Origin of the sequence: Bradyrhizobium sp. LTSP849 (genome assembly GCF_000938255.1) — a bacterium.
In the GTDB taxonomy this organism is placed as follows: domain Bacteria; phylum Pseudomonadota; class Alphaproteobacteria; order Rhizobiales; family Xanthobacteraceae; genus Bradyrhizobium.
Map to the genome: position 1 here is coordinate 1 of NZ_JYMR01000054.1, position 24,034 is coordinate 24,034.

The 24,034-nt window shown below is 59.8% G+C and carries 17 protein-coding genes and 1 pseudogene; 7 read left to right on the plus strand and 11 right to left on the minus strand.

What is annotated here, in order from left to right; all coding sequences use genetic code 11:
• Positions 1 to 427 (minus strand): class I SAM-dependent methyltransferase (locus UB31_RS35425; protein WP_045010574.1); only part of this gene is annotated, 427 nt, incomplete at its 3' end.
• 35 nt (positions 428 to 462) lie between these two features.
• Positions 463 to 954 (minus strand): MarR family winged helix-turn-helix transcriptional regulator, encoded by a 492-nt coding sequence (locus UB31_RS35430; protein WP_045010573.1) that lies wholly within the window; start codon positions 952 to 954, stop codon positions 463 to 465.
• A gap of 120 nt (positions 955 to 1,074) precedes the next feature.
• Here UB31_RS35430 and UB31_RS35435 point away from each other — a divergent pair, with 120 nt between their 5' ends.
• Both UB31_RS35435 and UB31_RS35440 read left to right on the plus strand, forming a co-directional pair.
• On the plus strand, positions 1,075 to 2,004 hold the full coding sequence (locus UB31_RS35435; protein ID WP_197090888.1) for an SDR family NAD(P)-dependent oxidoreductase: 930 nt from the start codon (positions 1,075 to 1,077) through the stop codon (positions 2,002 to 2,004).
• A 91-nt stretch (positions 2,005 to 2,095) separates the two neighbouring features.
• Positions 2,096 to 2,746, plus strand: coding sequence for a putative serine hydrolase (locus tag UB31_RS35440; RefSeq protein WP_082078731.1), 651 nt, complete (start codon positions 2,096 to 2,098; stop codon positions 2,744 to 2,746).
• Between the two features lie 228 nt (positions 2,747 to 2,974).
• On the opposite strand, the gene UB31_RS35445 is transcribed toward UB31_RS35440, so the two are convergent.
• The 3 genes from UB31_RS35445 to UB31_RS35455 form a co-directional block, all read right to left on the minus strand.
• Positions 2,975 to 3,343 carry a DUF427 domain-containing protein gene (locus tag UB31_RS35445; protein WP_045014208.1) on the minus strand — a complete coding sequence of 123 codons (369 nt, stop codon included), beginning with the start codon at positions 3,341 to 3,343 and terminating at the stop codon, positions 2,975 to 2,977.
• A gap of 111 nt (positions 3,344 to 3,454) precedes the next feature.
• Positions 3,455 to 3,892 carry a GlcG/HbpS family heme-binding protein gene (locus UB31_RS35450; protein WP_045014209.1) on the minus strand — a complete coding sequence of 146 codons (438 nt, stop codon included), beginning with the start codon at positions 3,890 to 3,892 and terminating at the stop codon, positions 3,455 to 3,457.
• A gap of 112 nt (positions 3,893 to 4,004) precedes the next feature.
• Positions 4,005 to 4,748 (minus strand): SDR family NAD(P)-dependent oxidoreductase, encoded by a 744-nt coding sequence (locus UB31_RS35455; RefSeq protein WP_045014210.1) that lies wholly within the window; start codon positions 4,746 to 4,748, stop codon positions 4,005 to 4,007.
• Between the two features lie 168 nt (positions 4,749 to 4,916).
• Here UB31_RS35455 and UB31_RS35460 point away from each other — a divergent pair, with 168 nt between their 5' ends.
• On the plus strand, positions 4,917 to 5,837 hold the full coding sequence (locus UB31_RS35460; protein WP_045014211.1) for a LysR family transcriptional regulator: 921 nt from the start codon (positions 4,917 to 4,919) through the stop codon (positions 5,835 to 5,837).
• A gap of 1,467 nt (positions 5,838 to 7,304) precedes the next feature.
• Here the strand turns inward: UB31_RS35460 and UB31_RS35465 are convergent.
• The 4 genes and pseudogenes from UB31_RS35465 to UB31_RS35480 all read right to left on the minus strand — a co-directional run bounded on the left by UB31_RS35465 (position 7,305) and on the right by UB31_RS35480 (position 12,201).
• The gene (locus UB31_RS35465) at positions 7,305 to 8,396 is read right to left on the minus strand and encodes an ABC transporter ATP-binding protein (RefSeq protein ID WP_045014212.1); all 1,092 of its coding nucleotides are present in this window, start codon (positions 8,394 to 8,396) and stop codon (positions 7,305 to 7,307) included.
• A gap of 85 nt (positions 8,397 to 8,481) precedes the next feature.
• Positions 8,482 to 9,451: pseudogene (locus UB31_RS35470) on the minus strand (extracellular solute-binding protein); the annotation flags it as partial.
• A gap of 1 nt (position 9,452) precedes the next feature.
• Positions 9,453 to 10,220, minus strand: a complete 768-nt coding sequence (locus UB31_RS41845; protein WP_156175702.1) for a hypothetical protein — start codon at positions 10,218 to 10,220, stop codon at positions 9,453 to 9,455.
• Between the two features lie 1,165 nt (positions 10,221 to 11,385).
• On the minus strand, positions 11,386 to 12,201 hold the full coding sequence (locus UB31_RS35480) for an outer membrane protein (RefSeq protein WP_045014214.1): 816 nt from the start codon (positions 12,199 to 12,201) through the stop codon (positions 11,386 to 11,388).
• Between the two features lie 102 nt (positions 12,202 to 12,303).
• Between UB31_RS35480 and UB31_RS35485 the strand changes: the two genes are divergently transcribed.
• From UB31_RS35485 to UB31_RS35500, 3 genes are all read left to right on the plus strand, one after another.
• Positions 12,304 to 12,933 (plus strand): helix-turn-helix domain-containing transcriptional regulator, encoded by a 630-nt coding sequence (locus tag UB31_RS35485; RefSeq protein ID WP_045014215.1) that lies wholly within the window; start codon positions 12,304 to 12,306, stop codon positions 12,931 to 12,933.
• 831 nt (positions 12,934 to 13,764) lie between these two features.
• Positions 13,765 to 15,321 carry an ISL3 family transposase gene (locus tag UB31_RS35495; protein WP_045014217.1) on the plus strand — a complete coding sequence of 519 codons (1,557 nt, stop codon included), beginning with the start codon at positions 13,765 to 13,767 and terminating at the stop codon, positions 15,319 to 15,321.
• 517 nt (positions 15,322 to 15,838) lie between these two features.
• Entirely contained in the window at positions 15,839 to 16,759 is a 921-nt protein-coding gene (locus tag UB31_RS35500) for a dienelactone hydrolase family protein (RefSeq protein ID WP_197090889.1), read from the plus strand.
• Here the strand turns inward: UB31_RS35500 and UB31_RS35505 are convergent.
• On the minus strand, positions 16,716 to 20,108 hold the full coding sequence (locus UB31_RS35505; RefSeq protein WP_045014218.1) for an ATP-binding protein: 3,393 nt from the start codon (positions 20,106 to 20,108) through the stop codon (positions 16,716 to 16,718). The two genes, UB31_RS35500 and UB31_RS35505, sit on opposite strands and share 44 nt — an antisense overlap.
• A gap of 416 nt (positions 20,109 to 20,524) precedes the next feature.
• On the opposite strand from UB31_RS35505, the gene UB31_RS35515 reads away from it, so the two are divergent.
• Positions 20,525 to 23,002: a TOMM precursor leader peptide-binding protein gene (locus tag UB31_RS35515; protein ID WP_082078732.1), complete on the plus strand. Its 2,478-nt coding sequence runs from the start codon at positions 20,525 to 20,527 to the stop codon at positions 23,000 to 23,002.
• A gap of 41 nt (positions 23,003 to 23,043) precedes the next feature.
• On the opposite strand, the gene UB31_RS35520 is transcribed toward UB31_RS35515, so the two are convergent.
• On the minus strand, positions 23,044 to 24,033 hold the full coding sequence (locus UB31_RS35520) for an NAD(P)/FAD-dependent oxidoreductase (RefSeq protein ID WP_045014221.1): 990 nt from the start codon (positions 24,031 to 24,033) through the stop codon (positions 23,044 to 23,046).
• Position 24,034: the final 1 nt, after the last annotated feature.

Here is a 24,034-nt window from a genome sequence, read left to right on the forward strand (position 1 = left end):
CGGTCACTCGCCAGCTTAGATAGAGCACGCCACCTGGGACAAGGATGGCCAGAAGCCTCGCGACCGCTGGCGCAATGGCTTCGGGCTCGAGATGCATGATGACGGTCTCGCAGAGAACGTTGGTGAAGCTTGCCTCCGGAATCCCATCAAGAGCCGGAAGGACTGCCCGTTTGAACTCGATCTGCGGATGGCGGCTTCGCGCTTCGGCCAGAAGTCCTTCAGACGCATCGAAGCCCACGGTCGGATAGCCTCGAGCTCCGAGCCAGGCGGCGTCACGACCGCTGCCGCAACCGACATCCGCAGTAGGACCGGGGATGAAAAACCGATCCACCACGTTGTGCATATCGATCGGTGCCGGCTGGGCGGCCCAATCGTCGGCGAAAGCCTTGGCATCCCGATTATAGGCGCTCAGTGTCGTGTCGTCCATTTTTGGCGGTCTCCTTCGTCGCCGGCCGTCGAACCTCACCTCGACTCGCCACCGGCGTTTGCCGGCACATCAAGCAACCTTCGCAGTAGATCAGTACACAGCAGCAGGTCCTCCTCGCTCCAGGATTCTACCCTCGTCCGGAACGCAGCGCCCTTGGCCTGCGTCGCGAGTTCCATCCGCCGACGGCCATCGGCGGTCAACGACAGGACGATGCTTCTACGATCGGAGGGGGCGGTCAACGTCGCAACCAACCCCAAGCGCACCAACTCGCGAGTGAGGCGGCTTGCCGCGCTGCGGTCCATGCCCATTGCCTCCGCTACGGCACTCGGCTTGGCGGGGCCGTACGACTTGAGCCAGAGCGCGATATGGAACGCGGCCGGTTGCAGCCCGGCGGAAAATGTTTCCGACGCCTGTGCCGTCAGAGCACGGGACTGGCTTACCAGCGCGTTCAGTACGGCACCCAGCCCCCGAATGCGCGCTTCTCGCCTGCCTCCATCTCGCGGAGCTTTGCTCGAATGCGAAATCATGATTCCACGCCTGCCTATGGGTTCTCTGCCAGATTAGTTGACAAATAGCCACTATCTTATATAGTAGATATATATCCACTAAAATAAGGAACGCCCATGTCGCCGCCTCGTCTCACCGCCGTGCTGACCGGCGGAACCAGCGGCATCGGCCAACGCACCGCGGTTGCGCTTGCGCAGAAAGGTGCAGATCTGGTTCTCACTGCCCGCAGCAAAACCAGGGCCGACTCCACAATAGAGATCATCGAACGCGCCGCCCCCGGAACAAAGGTCGATATACACTACGGTGATTTCCGCGATCTGGCCTCGGTTGCCGCACTCGGACGCGAGATCGCCTCACGCCATCCCCGGATCGACGCCCTGATCAACAATGCCGGGATTCATGCGTTCAAATCCCGCGTCACCAAGGACGGCTATCCGGAGATGGTCGCGGTCAATTATCTGGGGCCCTGGCTTTTCACGAATATCCTGCTTGAGACAGTTGTCAGGTCAGCGCCCTCACGCATCGTGACAGTCGCATCGGAAGCCTCCCGGCAAGGCGCCGGCTTTGACCCACTCGCCGCCCTCGTCGACAAACGCCAGTTCTCCGCTCAAGGCTCCTCGGTGATCTACGGTCAGACCAAGTTGTTGAATATCATGTTCTCGATGGAACTGGCGCACAGGCTGACGGGGACCGGAGTGGCGGTAAACTGCCTCTGTCCCGGATTCAACGTGACGGGTCTCGGGCGCGAACTTTGGTTCGCAGCACCCCTCGAGCGTTTATTGACCTGGCTGAAGGTCGGCAATCCCGAACGCGGCGCGGGCATCATCGTCAGCCTCGCCAGCGATCCCGCCTTCGCCGATATGACGGGCGGCTACTTTTCCGTCAGTGACGCGTCACGGCTCGCCCCTGTGGCGCCAGGCGACGATCCCCAAGCGCTGCGAGCACTTTGGCAGGCAACGGCGGAACGAGTTGCAGCGTTCTACCGGGATGAGGTCGTCGAGAGACGATCCCATCCAATGGCAACCAGCGAACCGTCACCGCCCGGTCCGATATCTTCATCTGCGATGTAAAACTTGTGGTTCCTGTAATCGATGACATGTAGTAAATGCCTTCAAATCTATTGCGCGAGTATTGACGCAGTAACTGACTTTCCGGACTCATATGCGCAGGCTTCGGATTCTCTGCCTTCACGGATATCACGGGCATGCCAAAATGCTTCAGTCGCAGATGGCACCCCTTACGAAAGGATTGGAGCTGTTTGCCGAGTTCGTCTGCGTAGACGCGCCGTCCCTCTCGACCGGGGGCTTCGGCTGGTGGCACGCTGTTTCGACCGAGGATCGTAATCGGAAGCACGTCGGCGTTGCCGGGTCGGCGAGGCAATACGAAGGGTGGACCAAAACGAAAGATTGGATGATTTCGCTGTTTGAGCAAAGCGCTCCGTTCGACGGCGTGTTCGGTTTTAGCCAGGGAGCTACGCTCACGTCGCTTCTTGTCGGTTTAAGAAATCACCGTTCGGAAAGCCGGATCTCGTTCGATTTCGCAATCATGGTCGGCGGGTTTGCCAGCAATGACGGCAGTCACGCGGATCTATATCAACGGAAATCGCAATACGATTTGCCCTCGGTTCACATCATCGGCAAATCGGACTTGATAGTCCCCAGCAACCGTTCCGAACATCTTGCGGGCTTCTTCAAGGCCCCCCTTATGCTGAGGCATTCTGGCGGGCATGTTATTCCCAGCGATCCGATAGTGCGAAACGGCGTCACTACCTTCCTGCAAGAAAGAGCGCGCGACTTCGGCCTGGCACATTGAAGCGCAAATCGAAATGTCTGATCAGAAGAACTTGATGACGCTAACATGGAAAGGTCTGAGCACTTACACAAACGACGAACCCCGGACAAACCAGGTTCGAGCCTCCGCGCAGTCTCACTGCGCAATTCGGAAGGCGAGCATCAGAACGCGTAAAGCAGCCCGTTTGCCGACAAGCGTCTGTTCCTTTCTTCCATCGACGCCATCTCTTATGCTCCTTCCTCTCGACGGTTAACTTATCTCGTCGACCCGGTCCGGGTAGAAGGCGACATAATCCTTGATCTGCGCCATCGCTTCAAATGGAGTCTCATAAGTCCACACCGCGTTGCGTGAACGATCACCGCCAGCAGGAATGCTGTAGTAGGAAGCGTCGCCTTTGTAGGGGCAATACGAAGTGTGTTCGCTGCGCATAAGCGCGGCCATATCGACGTCCCGACGGGGGATATACTGAACGGGCGGATACGACGTCTCGCGAAGTGTCAACGCAGCGCTTGTGTCGGCGATGATTATTCCGCCGACCTTGACCACGATGCGAGACGGGTTCGCTTCGATCAAAATCGGGTGGTCCGGCCCCGGAATCTTCACTGGCTTGTCAGTCATGACTCGTCTCCGTGTTGGCAGGTGCAGGTGGTCGCTATCGCGCTCTCCGAAGGTGTGCTCATTGCGCTTGTTCTTTTGGACGGCTGTGAATCATCATGATCTGAGCTCCTATTATTCAGCTCGCATCGCATCGGGCACGAGCGCAAGGGCTGCTTTCGCGCAATCGACGTCGTGCTGCACCGTGGGAGCCCCGCTCACCCCGATTGCCCCGACGACTTCTCCGCCCACCTTGATAGGAAAACCTCCTCCGTACGCCGCCACACGCGCAAGCGTGGGGATCCCAGCCAGAAGCGACGGGTCGCGCTGGATAAAGTCGAAAAAGTCCTGGGTGGAGACGCCGAACAGAGCTGTGTACGCCTTGTTCTGCGCAATCTCGATGGAAAGGATCGGGGCCCCATCCATCCGGCTGAAGGCCTTGAGATTGCCGCCGTCATCGAGAATCGCGATGTTCTCGGCGACCCCCATTTGTCTGGCTTTTGCCACCGCCTGGTCGATCATCTTCTGTGCCAGCTCGGAAGAAATGCTATGCTTCGTCACTACGTTGCCCATCGGGCTCCTCCCACCGTTTGAAATGCGTTGCGCGCCAATCGGGTTTGGTCTCAACAATCGACTGCCATGACCACGCCCGATCGATGAAGCGTGAACGAGAAAACCCTCAGAGTCAGTGGCTCTTGCCGCCATCGACGTGGAGGACATGGCCGGTGATGTAGGAGGCTCCCTCCGACGCGATGAAGACGATCGCGTTGGCGATTTCTTCCGAGAGGCCGAGACGCGCCATCGGAACGGTCGCCGTCAGCGCCGCCTTGTTCTCCGGCGTGCCCGTGAAGCGGGTCAACATGCCGGTGTCGATCGGGCCAGGCGCCACCGCATTGACACGTATCCCTGACTTCGCGAGCTCGAGCGCCACCGACTTGGTGATGCCTTCGACCGCGTGCTTGCTGCCGACATAGATCGGGGCCCCCGCCGCGCCCTCGTGCCCATAGGTCGAGGAGATGTTGATAATGGTCCCGCTGCGCTGTCCCTGCATGACACGCGCTTCGTGCTTCATGCTCAGGAGTACGCCGAGAACATTGGTGTCGAACGTCGCGGAATAGCTTTCCGCGGTCTGCTCCGTGATCGGGCCGGGTTTGCCTTCGGTGCCGGCATTATTGACCGCGATATCAAGACGCCCGAAGCGCTCAACGGTGCGGTCGACGAGACGACGGACATCGTCTTCCTTGCGCACATCGGCCTGGACGAATTCGGCTTCGGCACCGAGCGAACGGAGTTCGCGAACCAGCGCCTCACCGGCATCCGGCTTGCGCCCAGAAACAACAACGCGATTGCCGGCTTTCGCGAACGAGACTGCCGCAGCGCGGCCGATGCCCGTGAGGGCCCCGGTAATGAGAACGACTGATGATGGCATGATTATCTCCTTGATAAGAAAAGGTTTCTGTGGCGGCGGTCTCCGACCGGGTGCTGTGAGAGGGGTCGGTTGGGGCGTTGGCCCCAAGATGAGCGTTCTCGACCAATTGAAAAACAGGCCATAATTCCAAACATATCGGACATGGGTGTCCGATATGGAGGTTCGCGGATGGACAGTTTGGGATCGCTCAATGCGTTCGTTCGGGCCGCCGAAACCCGAAGCTTCACGGTTGCGGGACGGCAGCTTGGCGTGTCGTCATCGGCGATCGGCAAGTCAGTGGCTCGGATGGAGGAACGGCTCGGCGTGCGCCTCTTCCATCGCAGCACGCGCAGCATCACACTCACCGCGGAAGGCGCGCTGTTCCTCGATCGGTGCCGGCGCATCTTTTCTGAAATCGAAGCAGCCGAGCTTGAGCTGTCGCAGACACACGGGGCCCCACGCGGCACGCTGCGTGTCGGTCTGCCATTGGTCGGCATGCTGATGATACCGACGCTCGCGGCGTTCATGCGGACCTATCCCGAGATCATGCTGGATCTCGATTTCAGCGATCGGATCATCGATGTGATCGAGGAGGGTTTCGACGCCGTGGTGCGCTTCGCCGACGCCGGCGACACGCGCTTGATGTCGCGGGCCTTGGGCACCTATCGCCGGCGCCTGGTGGCGGCCCCGGCTTATCTCGCGGCCAAAGGTGTTCCCAAAACCCCTGATGACCTCAAGGCTCATGCCTGTCTGCACCACAGGTTTCCGACCAGCAGAAGGTTCGAGCAATGGCCCTTGCCGCCTGAGCAGGCCGGCGTCGAGATTGAACTGCCGAAAACGGCGGTCGCAAGCACGCTTGAGCCGCTGATCTATATGGCCGAACAAGGCCTGGGCATCGCCTATTTGCCGGACTTCGCTATCGGCCGGCAACTTCGTGAAGGCCTGCTCGTCACCGTGCTCGACGACTACACCGACCGCTCCGGACCGCTTCGGGTGTTGTGGCCGTCGAGCCGGCATCTCGCTCCCAAGCTCAGAGCTTTCGTGGACTTTCTCGCCGCGAACCTTATCCCCGCCGTGGAAGGCGAAGCAGACAGCGGGATAGGTTTCTAGGAGAGGTTGATCTCAATCGGCGCGCCGGATGGGCGAGGAGACGCGCGCAAAAATGCGTGCCAAATCGCATTAGATCGTGATGCCGGCCCAGCCCAAGACAATCGCAGACAAGATAAACGGCGCCCTGATCACGGGGCCCTTGGCAACGTCAGGGCCTTCACGGACCTCGCCGGAGTAAAGGGCGGCAAGATCGCACGCGCAGATGTTGCTCGATTCGTGGTCGATCAACTGACGACCAACACCTGGTTGCGGCGGACACCGGTCATCCTGTGGTGAAGCTTGGTCCCACAGATCCCTTTTTCAAGGCCGTAACGGCGTGAACCGCGACGTTCACACCAATGACGATCGAGATCGAACATGAAGGTTCTTGTTTGGTTGCAACGGGCGGAACCGGACGGCTGATCGTCTGCGACGCCTTGGCGAAAAGCCATTCCGTCGTTGCCCGGGTTCGCTCGAAGGCCCGCGCCCTGGATTTCCGCGGGAGCAGACATGATCGAGGGCGCCCCCGTGACGAGGGTGCCCTCATTCGCGTCCTGAAGGTCTCCTCCGCAACGGGCGGCAGGGCGGCATCGAGATAATCCGAAGGGACGCGAACCAGTTCGTCGAAACCGAAGAACGAAACCCGCTTTCGGTGATGGCATTCAAGTCGCTGCACGACTTCAATCTCGAAACCTTTGGAACTGACGTCCTGCTCACCCTCGCAAGCGTCACTACCGGCTAATCGTTTGGCTATTTCATCTGCGTAAATTTCGCGCGCGTCATATTTCGTCTATCCTGTTTTTACGCCATCGCCGCCGATCGCCGCACGCGCGTTCAACACCCTCTTCCCCAAGACCAAAATCTTCGGTTTTGATGAACTCGCAACTGTCTGAAAACAGCGGTGTGCGAATATGCGAGATACGAAAAACAGTCAGTCGAAAAGCGAGCAACAGAAAATGTAAAGCAGCCTTTGTCAGAATGAGATCATCAAAAAACGAGCCGACCCTCTCGCTAAGTCTTTGAAAAGGCTGGAGCGGGTGAAGGGAATCGAACCCTCGCATTCAGCTTGGAAGTCGGGAAATCTTGTAGTGTCTTCAAAGCTCGTTCTGACATTTCAGACGTTTTTGGCCCATTGAGATCATTACAGAATTTGTTGTTGTCAGAATGGCGGCGCAAACCCGACGATCGCAGTTGCCCCGTTTTGCGCGTCATGGAAATCCGTGAAGTAACGGTGGGAGCGCCTGTATCAGCAACACTGTGCTTCCGCCTAACATGCTGGCACCCACGACGAGCACAGACAAGACCCGTTCCCAAAGCATCTCGTTGCTGGCGGCGTCAGTCGAGTCCATCATGGCCAGCTTGAGCCGATTATGTCCAAGACCAAATAAGCTGACCGAACGTTGTACCATTGCGCACTGAGAGCATCGGCTAGCCTTTGGCTTAGCTTCAAAACTCGGTAGTTACCTGCATCGCGCAGGGAACCGTAGACTAAGAAATGGCTTTCCCTGAAACCTTGTCGAAAAGGTGTGTTCGCTCTAGATCAATGGCGACGTCTATAAAACGGTCCGGCGCCGCAGCGACGCCGACCTGCATCTGCGCCGTGAACGGAAATCCGCCTACGGTTCCAATCACGAGCGTATGCGGCCCGAGCGGCTCCACGTCTTTCACCATCAAGCGGACGGATGAGCCCATCGGTGCATCCTGCCGGAGCACATGGTCGGGCCGTACGCCGAGCACAACGGGCTTGCCGACGCTCCCTGCATAGGCCGCCTCGCGGGACTTCGGCAAATTCAACGTCGTCCCCGACGGCTCGGTAAAGACCAGCGCGCCGTCGCGAGCGACAATCTCACCATGGATAAAATTCATGCTGGGTGCGCCCATGAAACCCGCAACGAAGAGATTGCTGGGCTTCTCGTAGATCGTGATCGGATCAGCCGCCTGCTCGATCCGGCCGCGATTCATCACCACGACGCGATCCGCCATGGTCATCGCCTCGACCTGATCGTGCGTGACATAGACGATCGTCTTGGCGAGACGGCGATGCAGCGCCTTGATCTCGGTCCGCATCTCGATGCGGAGCTTGGCGTCGAGGTTTGACAATGGCTCGTCGAACAGAAACACGTCCGGGCTGCGCACGATGGCACGGCCGATCGCCACGCGCTGACGCTGCCCACCGGAGAGCTGTTTGGGCCTCCGGTCCAAGTATTGCTCAAGCTCGAGAACACGTGCCACGTCTTGGACTGCTTTCGCGATGCTGGCGCGTGAATCGCCCCGCACCTTCATGCCGTAACCGATGTTCTCCCCGACCGTCATATGCGGATAAAGCGCGTAGTTCTGGAACACCATTGCGCAATTGCGCAAGCCCGGGCGCAGCTTCGTCACGTCGCGGTTGCCGATGCGGATGTTTCCGCTGGTGGCGGCCTCCAGCCCTGCAATCATGCGTAACGTCGTGGTCTTGCCGCAGCCGGACGGGCCGACAAGCACGACGAATTCCTCGTCGGCGACGTTCAGATCGAGCCCCTCGATGATCTTGTAGGGCCCATATGCCTTGCTGACGTTTTCGATCTCGACGTGCGCCATGGATTCCCTTTTCCGTCCCTCATATCGACGGCCAACAAAGCCCGGATGATGCTTACGCATCATCCGGGGCAGTCTCCGCAGGAAGCTAGTTCTTGGGCGGAAGACCCATCGCTGCGCGATAGGCCGCCAATTGCTTCGCGCGGCCGAACTCGTCCGTCAGGCGATTCCATTCCTTCGCGACCGCGTCCAGCGCGGCCTGCGGCGTGGTCTGGCCAGCCAGCGCCTTGCCAAGCTCGATCTCCACAACCTCGGTGTAGGAGAAATAGCCGGGCAGACGCATGTCGAGCGCAACGTTCTTGCCGTTGATGGAGTCGGCCTGGGCGCCGAGATATTCCTTGGCTTCCGTCGGCGAGAATATCTTGCTCCACAACTCCAGATTCGTGGTGTGCGACTTGCGGTATGGGTTGACACCCGTGCCACCGGTAATCGCGGCCTGACCAGAGACTTCAGGGCTTGTCAGCGTCTTGACGAAATCCCATGCCGCCTGCTGGTTCTTGCCCACCTTTGGCACGGCAATCTGCCAGCCTCCGAACGCCATGAAGGGTGCCGGCAGCACTGCCGGAAACATGTCCCACTTCTTGGTCTTGGCGTTCCAGATCTCGTCAGAGCCGGGCAGCTGCGGAGCCCACCTTGCCGGAAATCTTCGACTGTTTGGGATCGGCAGCGATCACGCCAGTGTCGCCCCAGCCGATCGATTCCGCCACCTGGCCACCGGCCACGGCGGCATTGACCTCGCCGAACGAGAAGTTCAGCGCATTGGGTGGGCCAAGCTTGGAAGCGCGAATGTATTCTTCCAATCCCTTCACCCAGCCCGGATTGTTGATCTGGGCATCCATCGTTTCGGGATCGAAGAACATCGCGCCCGGATAGTTCGGGTTGTTGGTATAGGCCGCCGCGTGGCTGAAGAAGAACCAGAATTGCTGACCACCGCGACGGAAGGCTTCCGCCGTGCCCCAAAGTCCCTTGTCGGGGCGCTGGAAGAACTCCGCGATGTCGAGATATTGCTTCCAGGTCTTCGGCGGCGCGAGATCGTAACCGTATTTGGCCTTGAAAGCGTCAGGCAAAGCCCCGCCGATGCTCACCCAGGCTTATCCAATTCGTCTGCTTAACGACCGTTCCTGACACAGCCTGCGGCTTCGCTGTGTGCACTTTTGTGCTCGCAAAAGTGGTGCGGCGAAACAGTGTGATCGTTCGCGATACTAGCTGGGTCATTGATAAGGATGGTTGCCAGCCAGGCGCCGTTCGATCCCATGAAACAAAATCGATCTTCCAGCCATACATGTTTGGGAGAGTTCGATGCCAGCCGTGATAGCGCTTATAACTGGGATAATAATTTTTGCCGTTTTTCTCGTCGGCGTCGTTTGGGCTTTGTTTATTTTGGTTCCGTTTTACGCCTACGTAGGGGTGTCGGTGTTCCTGATATGGAGGAGCGCGCAAAAGCAAGCTGAGTTGGTGGCGGCGATACAGCGGGAAGCTCGAATACAACGATCCTTCAAGGATCAGGGAATGCGAGCTTGGACTGCGTCGATTGAAAAACGATAAGCGCAACGCTGATGAGCGGGAATAAAGTTTTTGATGTGCTTCTGGTCTCGCAAAATGCGGCGCGCGTCCCTTAAGGAAGTCCTGCAGCTCCCTGATTAGGTGCTCGGCGTTGTCAGAATTGATGATGACAACGAACGTTGTGTAGGTCGTGGATACCTCAAGGAAACCCATATCCTTTGGCCCGGACATCACGCGGGCGTCCTGGAAGACAACGTTGTTGTAGACATCCCGGTCTTCGTCGGCCTGCTTCTGTCGTTCTAACTTTGAGGGTAGCTTGGCCATGTGTCCCTCCTTGGGGAGTCACCTGAGGCGATCGACAGTCCGACTGCGATCAAGACGGCAGCTAAGGTCAAAACCTTAAGAAGCCGATACCAGAAAGGCGCAGTCATACAGCTGCAACGAGATTGGGTTCGCTTCGTTGCGACCCGCAGCCACCGGGGAGGCTGCTGATCTGACCAAGGGGCCTACAGTTGCCGGAAGACCGGGCGCGCAGGCCGCGTCAAAGAATAAAATGAATCCAAGAGCAAAATGTAATTACGGGCGGCTCGTGCCAGGCGGCATCAAGTCAAAGGGCCCTCAGCGTCGAACCGAGGGCCCTGCAATCGCGAGGGGTACATCCGCCCTCGGTCATATCACTCAGACAATTCGGGAAGCAAAGAGCGGTTCCTATAAGGTATCGGCTCCGAGAGTTGAGGATTGAACTCCGGCCCAGGTCGCCTATGATTGAGGCAGGTTGGCCAGTAGCAACCGACCGCCTGTCTTGTTCGTTCTTATGGGAATGAGGTCACACACGTCGAGGTACTACATGGGCAAAATCCGCTCAAACCAGACGATTTCCCCGTGGAAGTCGAAGACGAAAAGTTGAAAACACAGAAGGGCGAGCCGGTCGCCACCGCCGAAACAGAAGAGATTGCCGATCAGATCGCCGAAAAGCTCAACTAGCAAGCTGACCAAGAAGAACAGGACCGCTGGTCGGCTAAAAATTGTTAGCGATTGGTTGCCTGAAGGCCCGCCAGCGTGAACCGGCCGCCTTTGATTTCATGATCTATCAACTCTCGCGGCCCGGCGCGGCTTTGTCCGGTGAGGCACGCCAGGCCTAACCATTCCCCGCTTCCCCCGTGAGGTTTGGCTAAGCCAGCCTACGCGTTATACGTGATACGTGTCAGCGGAGTGCTCCGTCGCCGCGCGGCAAAAGGCCCATTTTTCGCGCCACACGTTTGACGGACGCGATATACCTTTCAAGCTGGACAGCGATTTCGGCCGCCGTTGAGTCGAGCGTCTGCACCTCGGCTTCGGTCCATTGCTTAGGTTTGTGGTTTCGCACGCGCCCAGCTCCGATTCGCGCGCTTCGATCCCGCCCCGCTGGGGTAAATGGCCAGTCAGTGCAATATTAAACAAAAAAGCCCCGGACGATGCCGGGGCTTTGATGTCTCAGATCGAGATCAGATCAGTACTTCGCGACCAGCGGGGCGCCGCCCCAGTTGAAGCGATAGACCAGCTCGCTGCGCACGCTGTGCTCGCGGAACTTCTGGGTCTCCGTGACGCCAGTCGGCAAGCCAGCGGGAAGCGTGTTGATCGAAACGTTCGACCGGTCGAACTCCGAATAACGATATTCGGTCTTCCAGAACAGGCCGGGGAGGAAGGTCGTCAGGGCATATTCGTCACCGGTCCCGATGAACCAGCCACCCTTGGTCGTTCCAGGCAACGTGGCAACGCCAACGCCCGGGGCAAAGAAGCTGGACAAAGTCGTCGACTTCCAGTGGGCCTGCGTATAGCCGCCCGAGACGTAGGTCAGCAACGCGGGCGTAATCAGGTAACCGACGCGGGCACCCGCGGACCACTGCCAATCCTGCTTCTGCGATCCAACAAGTGACGGGCCAAAGGTGCCGCCGGTCGAAATGTCGCCCCTCACATCCATGTAGTCGTAGTCAGCGAAGCCGCCAATGACCCAGTTCGTACCCGCGAACTGATAATCACAACCGCCTTGGACCGTTGCGAGCCAGCCGTCTGCGCCCGTCGACAGATTGGGGCCGAGGGAAGTGCCGGGAGCAAAACCGGTAAGCGCAAGGCTGTTGGAGATATCGTTGTGATCGTTCTTCGTCATGGCAGCGCCGCCACCGGCACCGACGTAGCAGCCGGTCCAGTTGACGGCCGGAGCCATGGCCACCGGAGCCTTGGTGTAGGGACGGGCGCCCAGGTCAGCGGCCGAAGCCGTGCCGGTCATCGCGGCGACTGCCGTCAGAGCCATCAAAAACTTATTCATTTCAAATCCCCAAGCTGAGTGCGTCGATGTCTCAAGTAATCTAACTGGAAAGGCCAAAAATGCTGTAACCCGAGGGCCACAGTCCCGGGCAATCGATGGGCGATGCTGGCTAGCAACAAGGCAATCCTGGCTGAATTATTCCGCGACAACCCAGCGGCAATAGCTACCTATCTTACTGAAAAAATGAGAAAAAATGACTTCGATTCCGCTCGGATGAGTCTCAGCCTCGTTATTCAGGCTCAAAACGTGCAGATGTTAGCGCGCGACGCCGGTCTAAGGCGGGACACCCTATACAAAACGTTTGGAGGCCGAACCGACCCTCAGCTCAGCCGAGTCCTTAGGCTCTTCGATGCGCTCAACGTACAAGCCTGCGTGGTGCCGGCGGGTTCTTCTGACGTGCAGAGGGGGTCCAGCTGGATCACCCTCGATGCACCCAAAACGTTCGCAAAGCGACTAACTCAGGCCTTCGCCGGCAACGGTTTCGACGAGGCAGTCCTTGCATTGCGAGAAGCCGCGTTGTCTCAAAATGTCTCCGCGCTGGCGCGCGCCTCAGGCATTCCGCGAAGAACAATCTACAGGACATTCGGCGGGACCGTGGATCCTCAGCTGAGTCGAATTTTGAAGCTCCTCGCGGGGATGCAACTTCGGTTCGACGTCGTTGCCCTTCCGCACAGACCGAGGCCAACGCGTCCCAAACTCGGTCGACCGTCAAAATCAAAGCTCTTTGACTAGCCAGTCGCGCAGGGTTGTTGCAAAGGATTCGCAGGGTGCGCGTTCGAATACGAAGTGATAGGCCCGCCAGCGTAAACGACGCTGTTTCTCTTGCAGGAACGCACGACCGCACTGCGTTCTGGCAACTAGAAACACTTAGCAACACATGCGCCAATGCGTAGTTCTGCAACCCGTGCTTCAATAGGTTAGTGGTCCTGCCAGCCCCGGACCGCTGAGGCTTCTTCGGAAGCAAAAACGCCGCCCGCTTAAATGTATCGCGGGCGGCGGCCTTCCAGCCCCGGAGGGGATGATGCAAAACCCCGGCGATCATTAGTCTGAATAGACTAGGCGAAGGTTCAACCGCAGAAGGACCCTCATCAACGGGCCGCCCGCCAGCACGAACCGGCGGGCATCCTGTGATCTGTACAGTACTATACGGTCACCCGTGAAATCCGCTGTCACAGATCGTTGCGGAGGTTGAGCTCACGACCACAAGTTCTCCGAAACAATCTCGGCGCGCGACATGGTCCCGTCGAGATAAGCTGGCGCGTCGAGAGGCAGCGGCGTGCGAATGTCGCCGTATGCCTTTATCGGATTTTCTTTGTTGTAGGCGGCGACGATGCGCTTCGCACAAGCCGGGACGCCGGCACGATCGACGCGGCGCTCGGAAAGTTCGATCCAAAGATCACCTACAATATCTTCGCGGGCGCTTTTAGCGCGGCGTGAGTGTCAATCGGCTTGCAAAATTTTGGACGCCGATCCCCCGGCTTAGGGGGTCAATATTGGGCTCTGACTCACTTTTGATGAAGTTCGAGCGCCGGCTCGCGTTGGTTTCACAAAGGAATCAACATAATGCAGCGAGCCCTACGTCCGTCGGCCCTGGTCCCTCGCGGGTTTGACGTGGAGAGTGCCTTGTGTGACGGCGCCACGACGGTGATCACCGTGCGTCCCACGAGTGGCACGAGCCTCTGTCCCGGATGCGAAGTTAGTTCAAGGCGAATCCATAGCCGATATCAGCGCCGCTTAACCGATCTGCCGCTGGCGGGGCGGCGGGTTCGGCTTATCGTTGTGGCGCGCCGCTTCCGCTGTGACACTGTTCTGTGTGATCGACGTATTTTCACCGAGCGCTTCGATGGCCACGTCCTGGCGCCGTGGGCGCGGCGAACGGCGCGGCTCGATCTGGTCGTCCATCACCTTGGCCTTGCCTTGGGTGGCCGTCCAGCGGCGAGTTTTGCCCGTCGCCTTATGCTGCCCGTGAGTAATGACACGTTGCTCCGGGTCGTTCGAAGACGCGGGTGTCCGCCCTTTGCTGCACCGAGCGTTATCGGTATCGATGACTGGGCTTGGCGGCGCAATCAGCGGTACGGAACAATCATCTGTGACCTTGAGCGGCGACGACCAATCGCTCTGTTACCGGACAGAGAGCCAGCTACTGCGCAGTCGTGGCTCGTGGGGCAACCGCAAATTGCTGTGGTCGCGCGCGACCGCGGCGGCAGTTACGCCCTTGCTGTAGGGCAGGCACTCCCGCACGCCACCCAAGTCGCGGACCGTTGGCATCTGATGGAGAACGCAAGCCACGCCTTCCTCGATGCGGTCCGCAAATCCATGCGCCAGATTCGTACCGCGGTCGGCGCCGCCACCATAAATCCCGCCTTGCTGACCGCCGCCGAGCGCATCCAGTACGAGGGCTATCTACGGCGGGAGGATACCAACGCGGCAATCCTCAAACAGGCTGAGACGGGCGTCTCTATAAAGGAGATCGTACGGCTTACCGGACACAGCCGGGGCCTCGTCCGCAAAGTGCTGCGAGGTCAACGAACCGATGTGTTTAGAGTGCGCGAGAGTTCTCTCGAACATCACCTGTCGTGGCTTGATGTCCAGTGGGCTACTGGTCGTCACAACGGTGCAGATTTGTGGCGTCGCCTCAAGGTGCGGGGCTTTAGGGGGTCGGAGCGCGTTGTTAGAGAATGGGCGACACGCCGTCGGCGCGCCGAGACACCGGATGCTCATAGCCTACAGCGCGTGCCATCCGCCAGAACTATCGCTCGCTTGATGACAAATGGCCGCGATACGCTATCAAAGTCTGAGACCGTCACCATTGCGGCGATCGAGCAAGGCGTACCTCTCCTGGTGGAAGCTCGAAAGGTCATCACCGCTTTCCACACGATGATCCGCAAGAAGGCCTACGCAGATCTAGACCCATGGCTGGAACGAGCATGCACAGGCCTCGTCGCGTCCTTCGCCAACGGCGTCACCAAAGACAAGGCCGCCATCACCGCCGCGATCACAACGTCTTGGTCCAACGGACAGACCGAGGGACAGATCACAAAGCTTAAGCTCGTCAAACGTCAGATGTACGGGCGCGCCAAGCTCGACCTGCTGCAGGCCCGCCTCATCGGTGCTACATGACACGGCTGCACCAAAATTGCGTCAGAGCCAAATTTGCAGGCCGATTGACACGTTCACGGGCATGTGCGTGCATCGCGGCGAAACGGGCGTGCGATATTGGCGGCCTAAGGTCGCCTTTTAGCCTGTAAGCGATAGTTTGTTGTGAGAGGATCTCCTGACCGAGTTCGGCGAACCTTGCGCGCACCGCGATGCTCGATGCCGCCTACGAATCGGGTATCCAGGGCCGCCGCATGCGCCAAGGCTTCCTGTGTGAGGCCGCGCGCCTTGCGGTTGTTCGCCTCAGGCCCGACAATCATTTTTCCGGCCATCTAAAGTGCGGCCCGGGGTGACAGCATTCATCTGAAGCGAGGATTTTGACATAACTTAAAGTCGAATGTACGCACTCTGGTGGAAAATTCACCAAAAATGGATCAGAGTCGATTTTTCTGCCGCATTTTTTTGACGTACATCTTCCCGATCGTTGCGCCATGATAGGCCAATCGTCGTATCGCGATCGTTTCCGATGTGGAGGCCGTTAATGCGTGACCTTCTGCGCTGGGTGCTTGTCGGGCTGGTCATTATGGCTGCGAAAGAAGCAGTTGCTGACCGCTACATAGATGGCGTGCCGATCCCTGACGACGCGGCGCCCGACATGACGTTTGCCGCCGCTGGGGACTCGATAATGATCGATTCCGGTCTGTTCGAGAATGGCCAGCCGATCCGGCTCCAAGTGGTCATCTTCAAGCCGGACGGCGCGGGGCCGTTTCCGTTACTAGTGGTTAATCACGGCTCGACCGGCAAAGGTACCGACCCCGAATTGTTCAAGGTGGTCGTTGTCGACCCTAAGTTCGCAAGGATCTTTGTCGACAAGGGTTATCTCGTCGCTTTTCCGCAACGTCGCGGCCGCGGCAAATCGGACGGCCTCTATGATGAAGGCTTTTATGCTGACCGCACGCTGGGTTACACGTGTGAACCCGCGCGCGCGCTCGCCGGTGCTGATCGAGCGCTTGTCGATATCGAAGCTGCTGTTGGGGCGTTGCGCCGGCGGCCGGACGTCAAAGACGAGCGGGTGCTGATGGCCGGGTCTTCGCGCGGCGGTGCGCTTTCGATTGCTTACGCTGGGGTGCATCCATACGATATCGCAGGAGTTATCAACTTCGTCGGCGGCTGGATCACTGAAGACTGCGGCTTGACTGCAAGGCAAATCAACAGCACGTTGCTGGCGCGCGGCGCGGCATTCCGGCGTTCGACGCTCTGGCTGTACGGGCTTCATGATCGCTTTTACAGTCTTGGGCACAGCGGCGAGAATTTTGCGGCATTCCGGAGTGCGGGGGGGAAGGGCGTATTCCTCCCGTTCGACGTGGGCGGCGACGGTCACGAGGTGATCGCTGCCTCACGGCTGTGGACTCCCGATGTCAACCGCTACCTCGATGAAATCGACTCGTCGGGCGGGAAGTAGCGGGGCAGGACAGCGGAAACCTGTCTCCGTTGATCTCGAGCAAGGCTCGATCCGCACGTTGCTTCCAGTACGGCATCTCGTGGCTGGCGTAACTGACAAGCGCTTGCGCGATGTGTCCGCGCGCCTCTACGACGTAGCCGATCCGCGCCAGCATCTCGCCCCACGACAGGTGACAATGGGCAATCTCCGGCGCCAACTCGAGCTTTTCAGCCAGCTGGGCGGCTTCCGCGAGACATTCCAGGGCGACTTCCGTATCGGCGGCATCCTGCAGGCCAACCGCCGCTCCGAGCAGTCGTAGCGCTCCGGGCTCCAAGGCCTTGAAGCGATACGTGCGGGCCAAGTCGAGTGCCTCCCGGGCAAACTGGATAGCTTCAGCGGAGGACTCATTTGCCAGACAGGCCCATCCGAGATTGATCGTCGACCACGCGTTTGAGAACGCATTGTTATTCCGACGCGCGAGCTGGACCGCCTGGTTCAGGAGCGTTAGAGCTTCAGCAACATTTCCATCCAGCGTGGCAACCTCGCCCATATCGCGATAAAAGAATCCAGCCAGCGAGTTCAATTCATAGTCTCGGCAGATTTGGAATCCGCGCCGCAGCGAGGCGAGCGAAGCAACACAGTCCCCGCGTTTGAGATGGACAAATCCATGGTACCGGTACGCGAAAGCGAGGTCATAGGCTCGCCTGGTTTCCTCGGCGATCTGGCACGCTTGCGTCGTGTGCGCCAGCGCGCTCCCGAACTCTCCCAACTGAGCCTCGCTGGATCCGAACATGCTGAGATAGATGGGCGAAAGCGTTCCGGTGGTCACCGGGGACCATTCATAGCGGAAGTCCCTGGTGAGCGTCTCGACGAACGGGGCAAACAACTCGACGCTCTTTTTGAGATTGCCCAGGGTGAAGTGGGCAAGCGCCATGTTGAATTGAGCGCCGATCATGACCGGCATATCGTGGGTTTTGCTGGCAATCTCGTAGGCCTGCTGGCTCGATCGGAGCACTTGATCCATCGCGCCCTGGTTCACCAGCGCGATGGCTTGCGACAGGTACACGTGGGCGAGCCTGGGGCGGTCGTTCAGCGAATGCGCCAGCTGTTCGGCCGTCTGGAGATTGTCGTGCAATTCGCTCAGATTGCCCGTCACCACCAGCGCCGACCGCAGGCTCAATCTTATGTCAAGAAGTTGCGTCAGCTTGTCTGGCTCGTCCGGCAATTCGCTCGCGACCGCCAAGGCCTTGCGGAAGTGGCGAAGCGCCGTCGCGTGTGCGGACTGATCGAGGGCTTTTTGCCCGGCTCTATGCAGATAGGTGACAGCCTGCTTCCACAACTTTCCCCTGATGGCGTGATGAGCCAGCGCTTCGACAGGCGTGCTCATGGGATCGCGGTTCATTTTCTCCAATTCGACCACGATCTTTGAATGTAGCTTCTCACGTTCCGTCCGCAGCAAGGTCTCGTAGGCAACTTCCTGGATCAGCGCATGCTTGAACGTCAGCGCACCGTCGGCCTGGCCGGGCGCATCGCGCACGAAATCCGAGCCCCTCAATGTATCGATGCGAGCCTGCAACTCCTGCTCGGCCAGTCGCGCAAGGGATGCCAGCAGGTCCAGGGAAAACTCGTTTCCGATGACACTTGCAATCTGCAGCAGCGACTTGTCCGCGCGCGAAAGCCGGTCGATGCGGGACGCGATGACGCCGTTGATCGTGGGAGGGACCTGCTGCGCGTAGTCCTCCACAGTGCCCGAGGAGGCCTCGGTCTCCAGCAGGAAGCGAGCCATTTCTTCCAGAAACAGCGGGGTTCCGGCAGAGCGCCGCACCAGCTCCTTTTTGGCCGTATCGAGTGACGGATCGTTGCCCAGGAGAGCACTGAGTACCGCGTGGGCCGCATTAGTATCGAGCGGCTCCAGCACAATGCGCTGATGTTGAGGCCCGGTACCAGCACCCTCCTCGTTGCGCGTGGTTCCGATGATGCAGATCCTGCCCGTACCGAGGTGGCTTGCCAAATCTTCGAGGATTTCGCGTGACGCGTCGTCAATCCAGTGCAGGTCTTCGATGACAATTGCCAGTGGTCGTGTGGATTCAATGGCCGACACGAAATAGCGGAACGCCTCCACAGCGCGCCGCCGCTTTGTCCTCGGCTCGAGATTGAGCCAATCCTCATCCGCGACGGTCGAGCCCAGAAGATAGGACAAGGCAGCGAATGTGCTGGCGCCATTATGGTTCAGGTCGGGCAGGCGATGGCGCAAGGCCGAAGCGAGGTCCTGATCTCCGCCTTGCGCCATCCACTCGCGCAGCAGCTTGCCGACCGCGAAATATTCCGAGTTTAGTTGGTTCGCCGCCGATCCTGTGCGTAGCGTGGTCCAGGCCGACATATCGCTCGCCTGCAGCAGTTCGTGCAGCAGCCTCGACTTGCCGATGCCTGGCTCGCCGACGACCGTTACAATCTTGCTCGCCCCTGCGTTGGCCGCGTTGACCACTGCTTGCAGCCGGGCTAGCTCTCGCTCGCGTCCGGTAAATGGAGTCAGGTGTCGAGCTACCCGCCCTTCCCACCGGGTCTCTGTGATGACGCTGATGAGTTGATGGACCACAACTGGCGACGGGGCTCCCTTGAAGGTCTGCCGGCCAAGCGGCTCTGTTTTGACGCAGCCTTCCACCTCGCGATAAGTGCTGTCGGAAATGATGGTACTGCCTGGAGGCGCGAATTGCTCCATCCGGGCCGCCATGTGGACTGACATGCCGATTGCGTCATAGTCCAGCGACATGTCAAACCCGACCGATCGTACGAGCACCACACCGGTGTTGATCCCTACGCGAATTTGGACTCGCCCCCGGGAGGCCGCAGCCACGGCGCTATGCATGGCCACGGCGGCGTTGCAGGCCGCCAATGCGTGCTCCTCACGTGCTTTTGGAGCTCCGAACAGGGCCATAACGCCGTCCCCGAGCACGCGCGTGATCGTTCCGTCGAACTGGCGGATCACCTCTACCATCGCCTTGATAGCGGGCTCGAGAAATTGAAGCGCTTGCTCGGGGTCGATCTCCGCGATCATGCTGGTCGAGCTTACAATGTCGGCGAAGAGGACCGTTACCCACTTGCGTTCCGGAAGATAGGAGGCGGGCTCCTCCAGCGCTGAGGGAGCTTCCGTTGGGAGCCGCTCTGCGTGGCTGGGTGCTGGGACAGCGGTGGCGCAGCCACCGCAGAATCGCGCCGTGACCGAATTTACGAAGCCGCACTTCGGGCAGACAAACGTCACGGGCTCACCGCACGCGCGGCAGGAGCGCTCGCCGCTCGAAATCTCGCATCCGCACAATCTGCGTTGTACCGCCTGCATTGCAACCGGGATGGAGATCGCCGCCTTTCGCATCGTGATTCCTGCCACAAGAACGGGGTCCTGTCACCCCCGGCGTGCCAACCACCCTTGGTACGCGAGGTGATTGCCAGAGACACGAGATTGTGTCATGCTTGATATTAAACCGTTGCGGGACCTTGGACATTTGGCTGTCTTGATGGGGTGAGGAACCTTCGATGACGGACGTGGACAAAGACAAGTTAAAGAAGGACTTTGAAGTGCGGGCCTTTGCAGTGGAAAGGAAGATGAGGGGTAAACGCGTATCCCCGTTGGATCTGACTGATGCAGACTTTCTAGCTTGGGCCCGCGTACAAAGAGCCGCCGAGACAATGGGCGCCGGATGCACGTACTGCCCTTGCGAGGATTATTGCGAGGATGATGGGAACGAGCCGACGCCCGGGGGGTGAGAACCTAGGCGACAGAGATTCCTGGTGACCGTCGGCTCGGGACGATCCGCAGATCCCCGCTGGGTGTTTTACTCAATTGCTCCTGACTTGGATTGGGTCGAACTGCGAGACGGCAGCATCCTGTTTCGCGGCGACGGCCTGTCCGTTCGGGTTGACGGTGGTTCGGTGCACGAGTTTGCGGGGTCGATTTTGCCCTTGCTCCGAACGCCGAAAGCCTTGTCCGAACTAACGAGTGCGCTGCCACACTACGAGCCTGCTGGTCTGCTGTCGGCCCTCGATCGCTTCTCACAGCTGGGCGTGCTTCGACGTCACACGCAACCCGATAGCGACGTCACCGCACACAGCTCGGCTCCCTGGTTCGCGTTTCTCGAGCGATCAGGCATCCCGGAATCGACGGCAAGGAAATCACTCGCCGCACTCAGCATCGGAATCGTAGGACTCGAAGCGCACGGCGCGCATCTGGCGCTGCTACTAGGGCATTGCGGGCTCGGTACTCTGCATCTGATCGACCCATATCCGTGCCGGACCGAACACTTCGGCTGGTCGCCCGCATTAGTCCCTGCGGCGCAGCCGTCGAGCCGGGCGGATGCTGTCGCGGCCGCGGTCGCTCGGACCGCTCCATCGACGATGGTCGAGGTTCACGGCACCAGCGAACTGACGAGCCGCGATGTCGAAGCGATTGGTGCGCGCTGCACGATGCTGGTGGCATGCATGGATCGTGGCTTTTCCGCCGCGCACCACTGGGTCAATCAGACCGGCTTGTCGCGCAATATCCCGACCATCTATTCAGATCTCAGCGGGGACGAAGCCGTGATCGGCCCGCTCGTCGTTCCTGGCAGGACGGGTTGCTTCATGTGTTATCGCATGCGGAGGTTGGCGTGCGAACTCGATTACGATGCCGCGATGAGCTTCGACAGGCATCTGGACGCGCTCAAGTCTCCCGCGTTGCATCAACGTGCGCTGCTGCCGATGTTGCCATCGATGGCGGCTAATTTGCTCGGCTTGGAGATTCTCAAATTTTTCCTGCTGCCCGACGTGTCAGATTTGGCGGGCAGGATTATCGAACTCGATGCCCTCGGTCCCAAATTAGAAGGCCATGCATTCATCGAACGATCCGATTGTCCTGCCTGCGGGGGGAGTTTCGAACGCCGGCACCACGGCTATCGCCAGCTGGTCGCAGACTATGGGATCCGCGGCAATCTGCAGAGCATTGCCGGCGAGTTGGTGAGCGCTCGTACGGGGCTGGTCGTCAGCTGCGAGCCGATCATGGAGGAGGACGCCGACCCGGGCTGGCCCCACTTATATGCAGCACGCTTAAGCAATCACCGGTTCGGCCATCAACGCGATCGCAGCGCTACGACGACCGGGAAAGGACTTAGCGCCGCAGACGCTTTTCTGACTGCTTTAGGCGAGATTATCGAACGATACGCCGCGTCGACGTGGAGAGCCGAGGAAATCCGGTACGCGCGCCGCGCCGAGCTGGACTCGCCTTCGCTCGACCCGCGCGACCTTGTTCTTTACAGGGCCGAACAGTACGGACACATTCCGTACGCGCCCTACACGGAAGATGCCGTGCTCGGATGGACTTCCGGCCACTCGCTGGTACGGGACGAGCCAGTCCTTGTGCCGGCCATTGCGACGTTCTTCAACTATCGGCCGCGGCGTCCTGACGAGCATCTGTGCCGAGCGACGTCGAACGGTCTCGCGGCAGGACCTTCGCTCATCGAGGCCATTCTCACTGCCGCCTTTGAGGTGATCGAGCGCGACGCCTATATGATCGCCTGGTTCAACCGGCTTGCTGGTCAAGCTGTCAAGATTCACGACCACCCGGACGATGGGATTGTGCATATGGCGCGACTGCTGCAGCGCCGCGGCGTTGAGCTGAAGTTGTTCCGCCTGCCCACCGACCTCCCGTGCCACGTCTTTCTCGCGCTCGGTCTCGGCAGTGACGCAAATGGTCCTGCCGCCGTGGTCGCCTCGGGCGCGGATCCCGATCCCGCCAAGGCTGCACGCAAGGCCGTCCTCGAGCTGGGGCAGATCCGTCCGGGCTTGTGCCGCCGATTGCGCAACGAGGTAGAACGCCAGCGTCTAGCCCACCTTCTGGCTACCCGGCGCCCGCAACATCTGATGGACCACAATTTGCTCTATGCCAGTCACCAGATGCTCCCGGCCCTGGACTTCCTGCTGAAGCAGAGCCCAACGCCCTTCGACTGGTCGTCGGGGAAGCCGGTTGCACCGGCCGAACGCCTTGCGTCGCTGCTGGGTTGGCTGTCGGAAAACCAGATGGATCTGATTTACGTGAATCTTACGCCGCCCGAGCTGGAGCGCCGTCGCCTGTTTGCCGCGCGCGTGATCATCCCCGGCTGCCAGCCCATCGCTTTCGGTGCAGGCGAGCGGCGCTTTGGTGGAAGCAGGCTCTACGAGCTTCCGGTCAAGCTCAATCTCGCAAAACGTCCCCTGGAGGTCGCCGAACTGAATCCAGACCCGCATCCGATGGCATAAGCTATCCGCCGCCGCGAGCGCGATGAAACTCCCGGGGTTGGCTACGCGCCGTTCTGGCCGACCGTTAGGGCCTGGTAGACGTCCCTTCGGCCCCGTTCAGAATTCTGCGCCGTCGCGGTCACAGATTGCGAGAAGACGTGCGCCGTCTCCGCATCGAGTCCGCGCGAGGACATCACCGTGCCTGCCGCTGCAAGCGCGGTCGTGAAGGCACTGACGAGCCCCTGAGAGGTTATCGGGTCGAACGACATCGCGGCGTCCCCGACAGCGATCCACCGGACACCGGCCGCGGGTGACAGGCGGACTGAAGATGCATTGATGGATCGTCCTGCCGAACGTCGCGATCGATCCTCGCCGCGGCGTATGCTCCATGTCTCGAGGCGCCCGCCGGGGCCGGCAACGCGATAGAACCAATTGGCTCCGAGGCTCTCCACCTCAAGCCAAGTCGGCGCATCATCAGCATTGTTGGCGTGACTGTTTTCGCCGCGTACGGCAACAAGTCGCTCCAGCACGCGGCGCCTGGCACCCAGGTGGCGAGCCAGCACCGCGGGCCGTCCGGTTGCATCGACAGCCACGCTCGCTGCGAGGATCACGTCGCCGGCGCAGGTCCTGATCGCGGCCTGAATCCTTTCGCCCTCGCATTGGGCAGCGACGACCCGGCCGCGCATGACGCGCACGCCGGCTTCACTCGCTGCGGCCCGCAGCCGCACGTCAAATCGCGTTCGGTCCACGACATAGCCGGCGCTCCCGGGGCGACGAAGGAAATCGTCAAACTCTGGCGCCATAGCACCCCAGCGGCGGCGGATGCCAAGGCATGGGCGCGCAACCTGCGGATCATGCAGGATATTGAAGAGATCCAGCGCCTGCAGTGCGAGACAACCGCTCGGCGGCAGAACCTCAAGCCGGTCGATCGCGCAACTGCCGGGATCGACCAGCGTGACCTTGCGGCCATGACAGGCCAGCAGTCTCGCTGCGATTGCTCCCGCCGGCCCAGCGCCAGCGACAAGTACGTCGGTTTCCTTGATGTCGGTCACG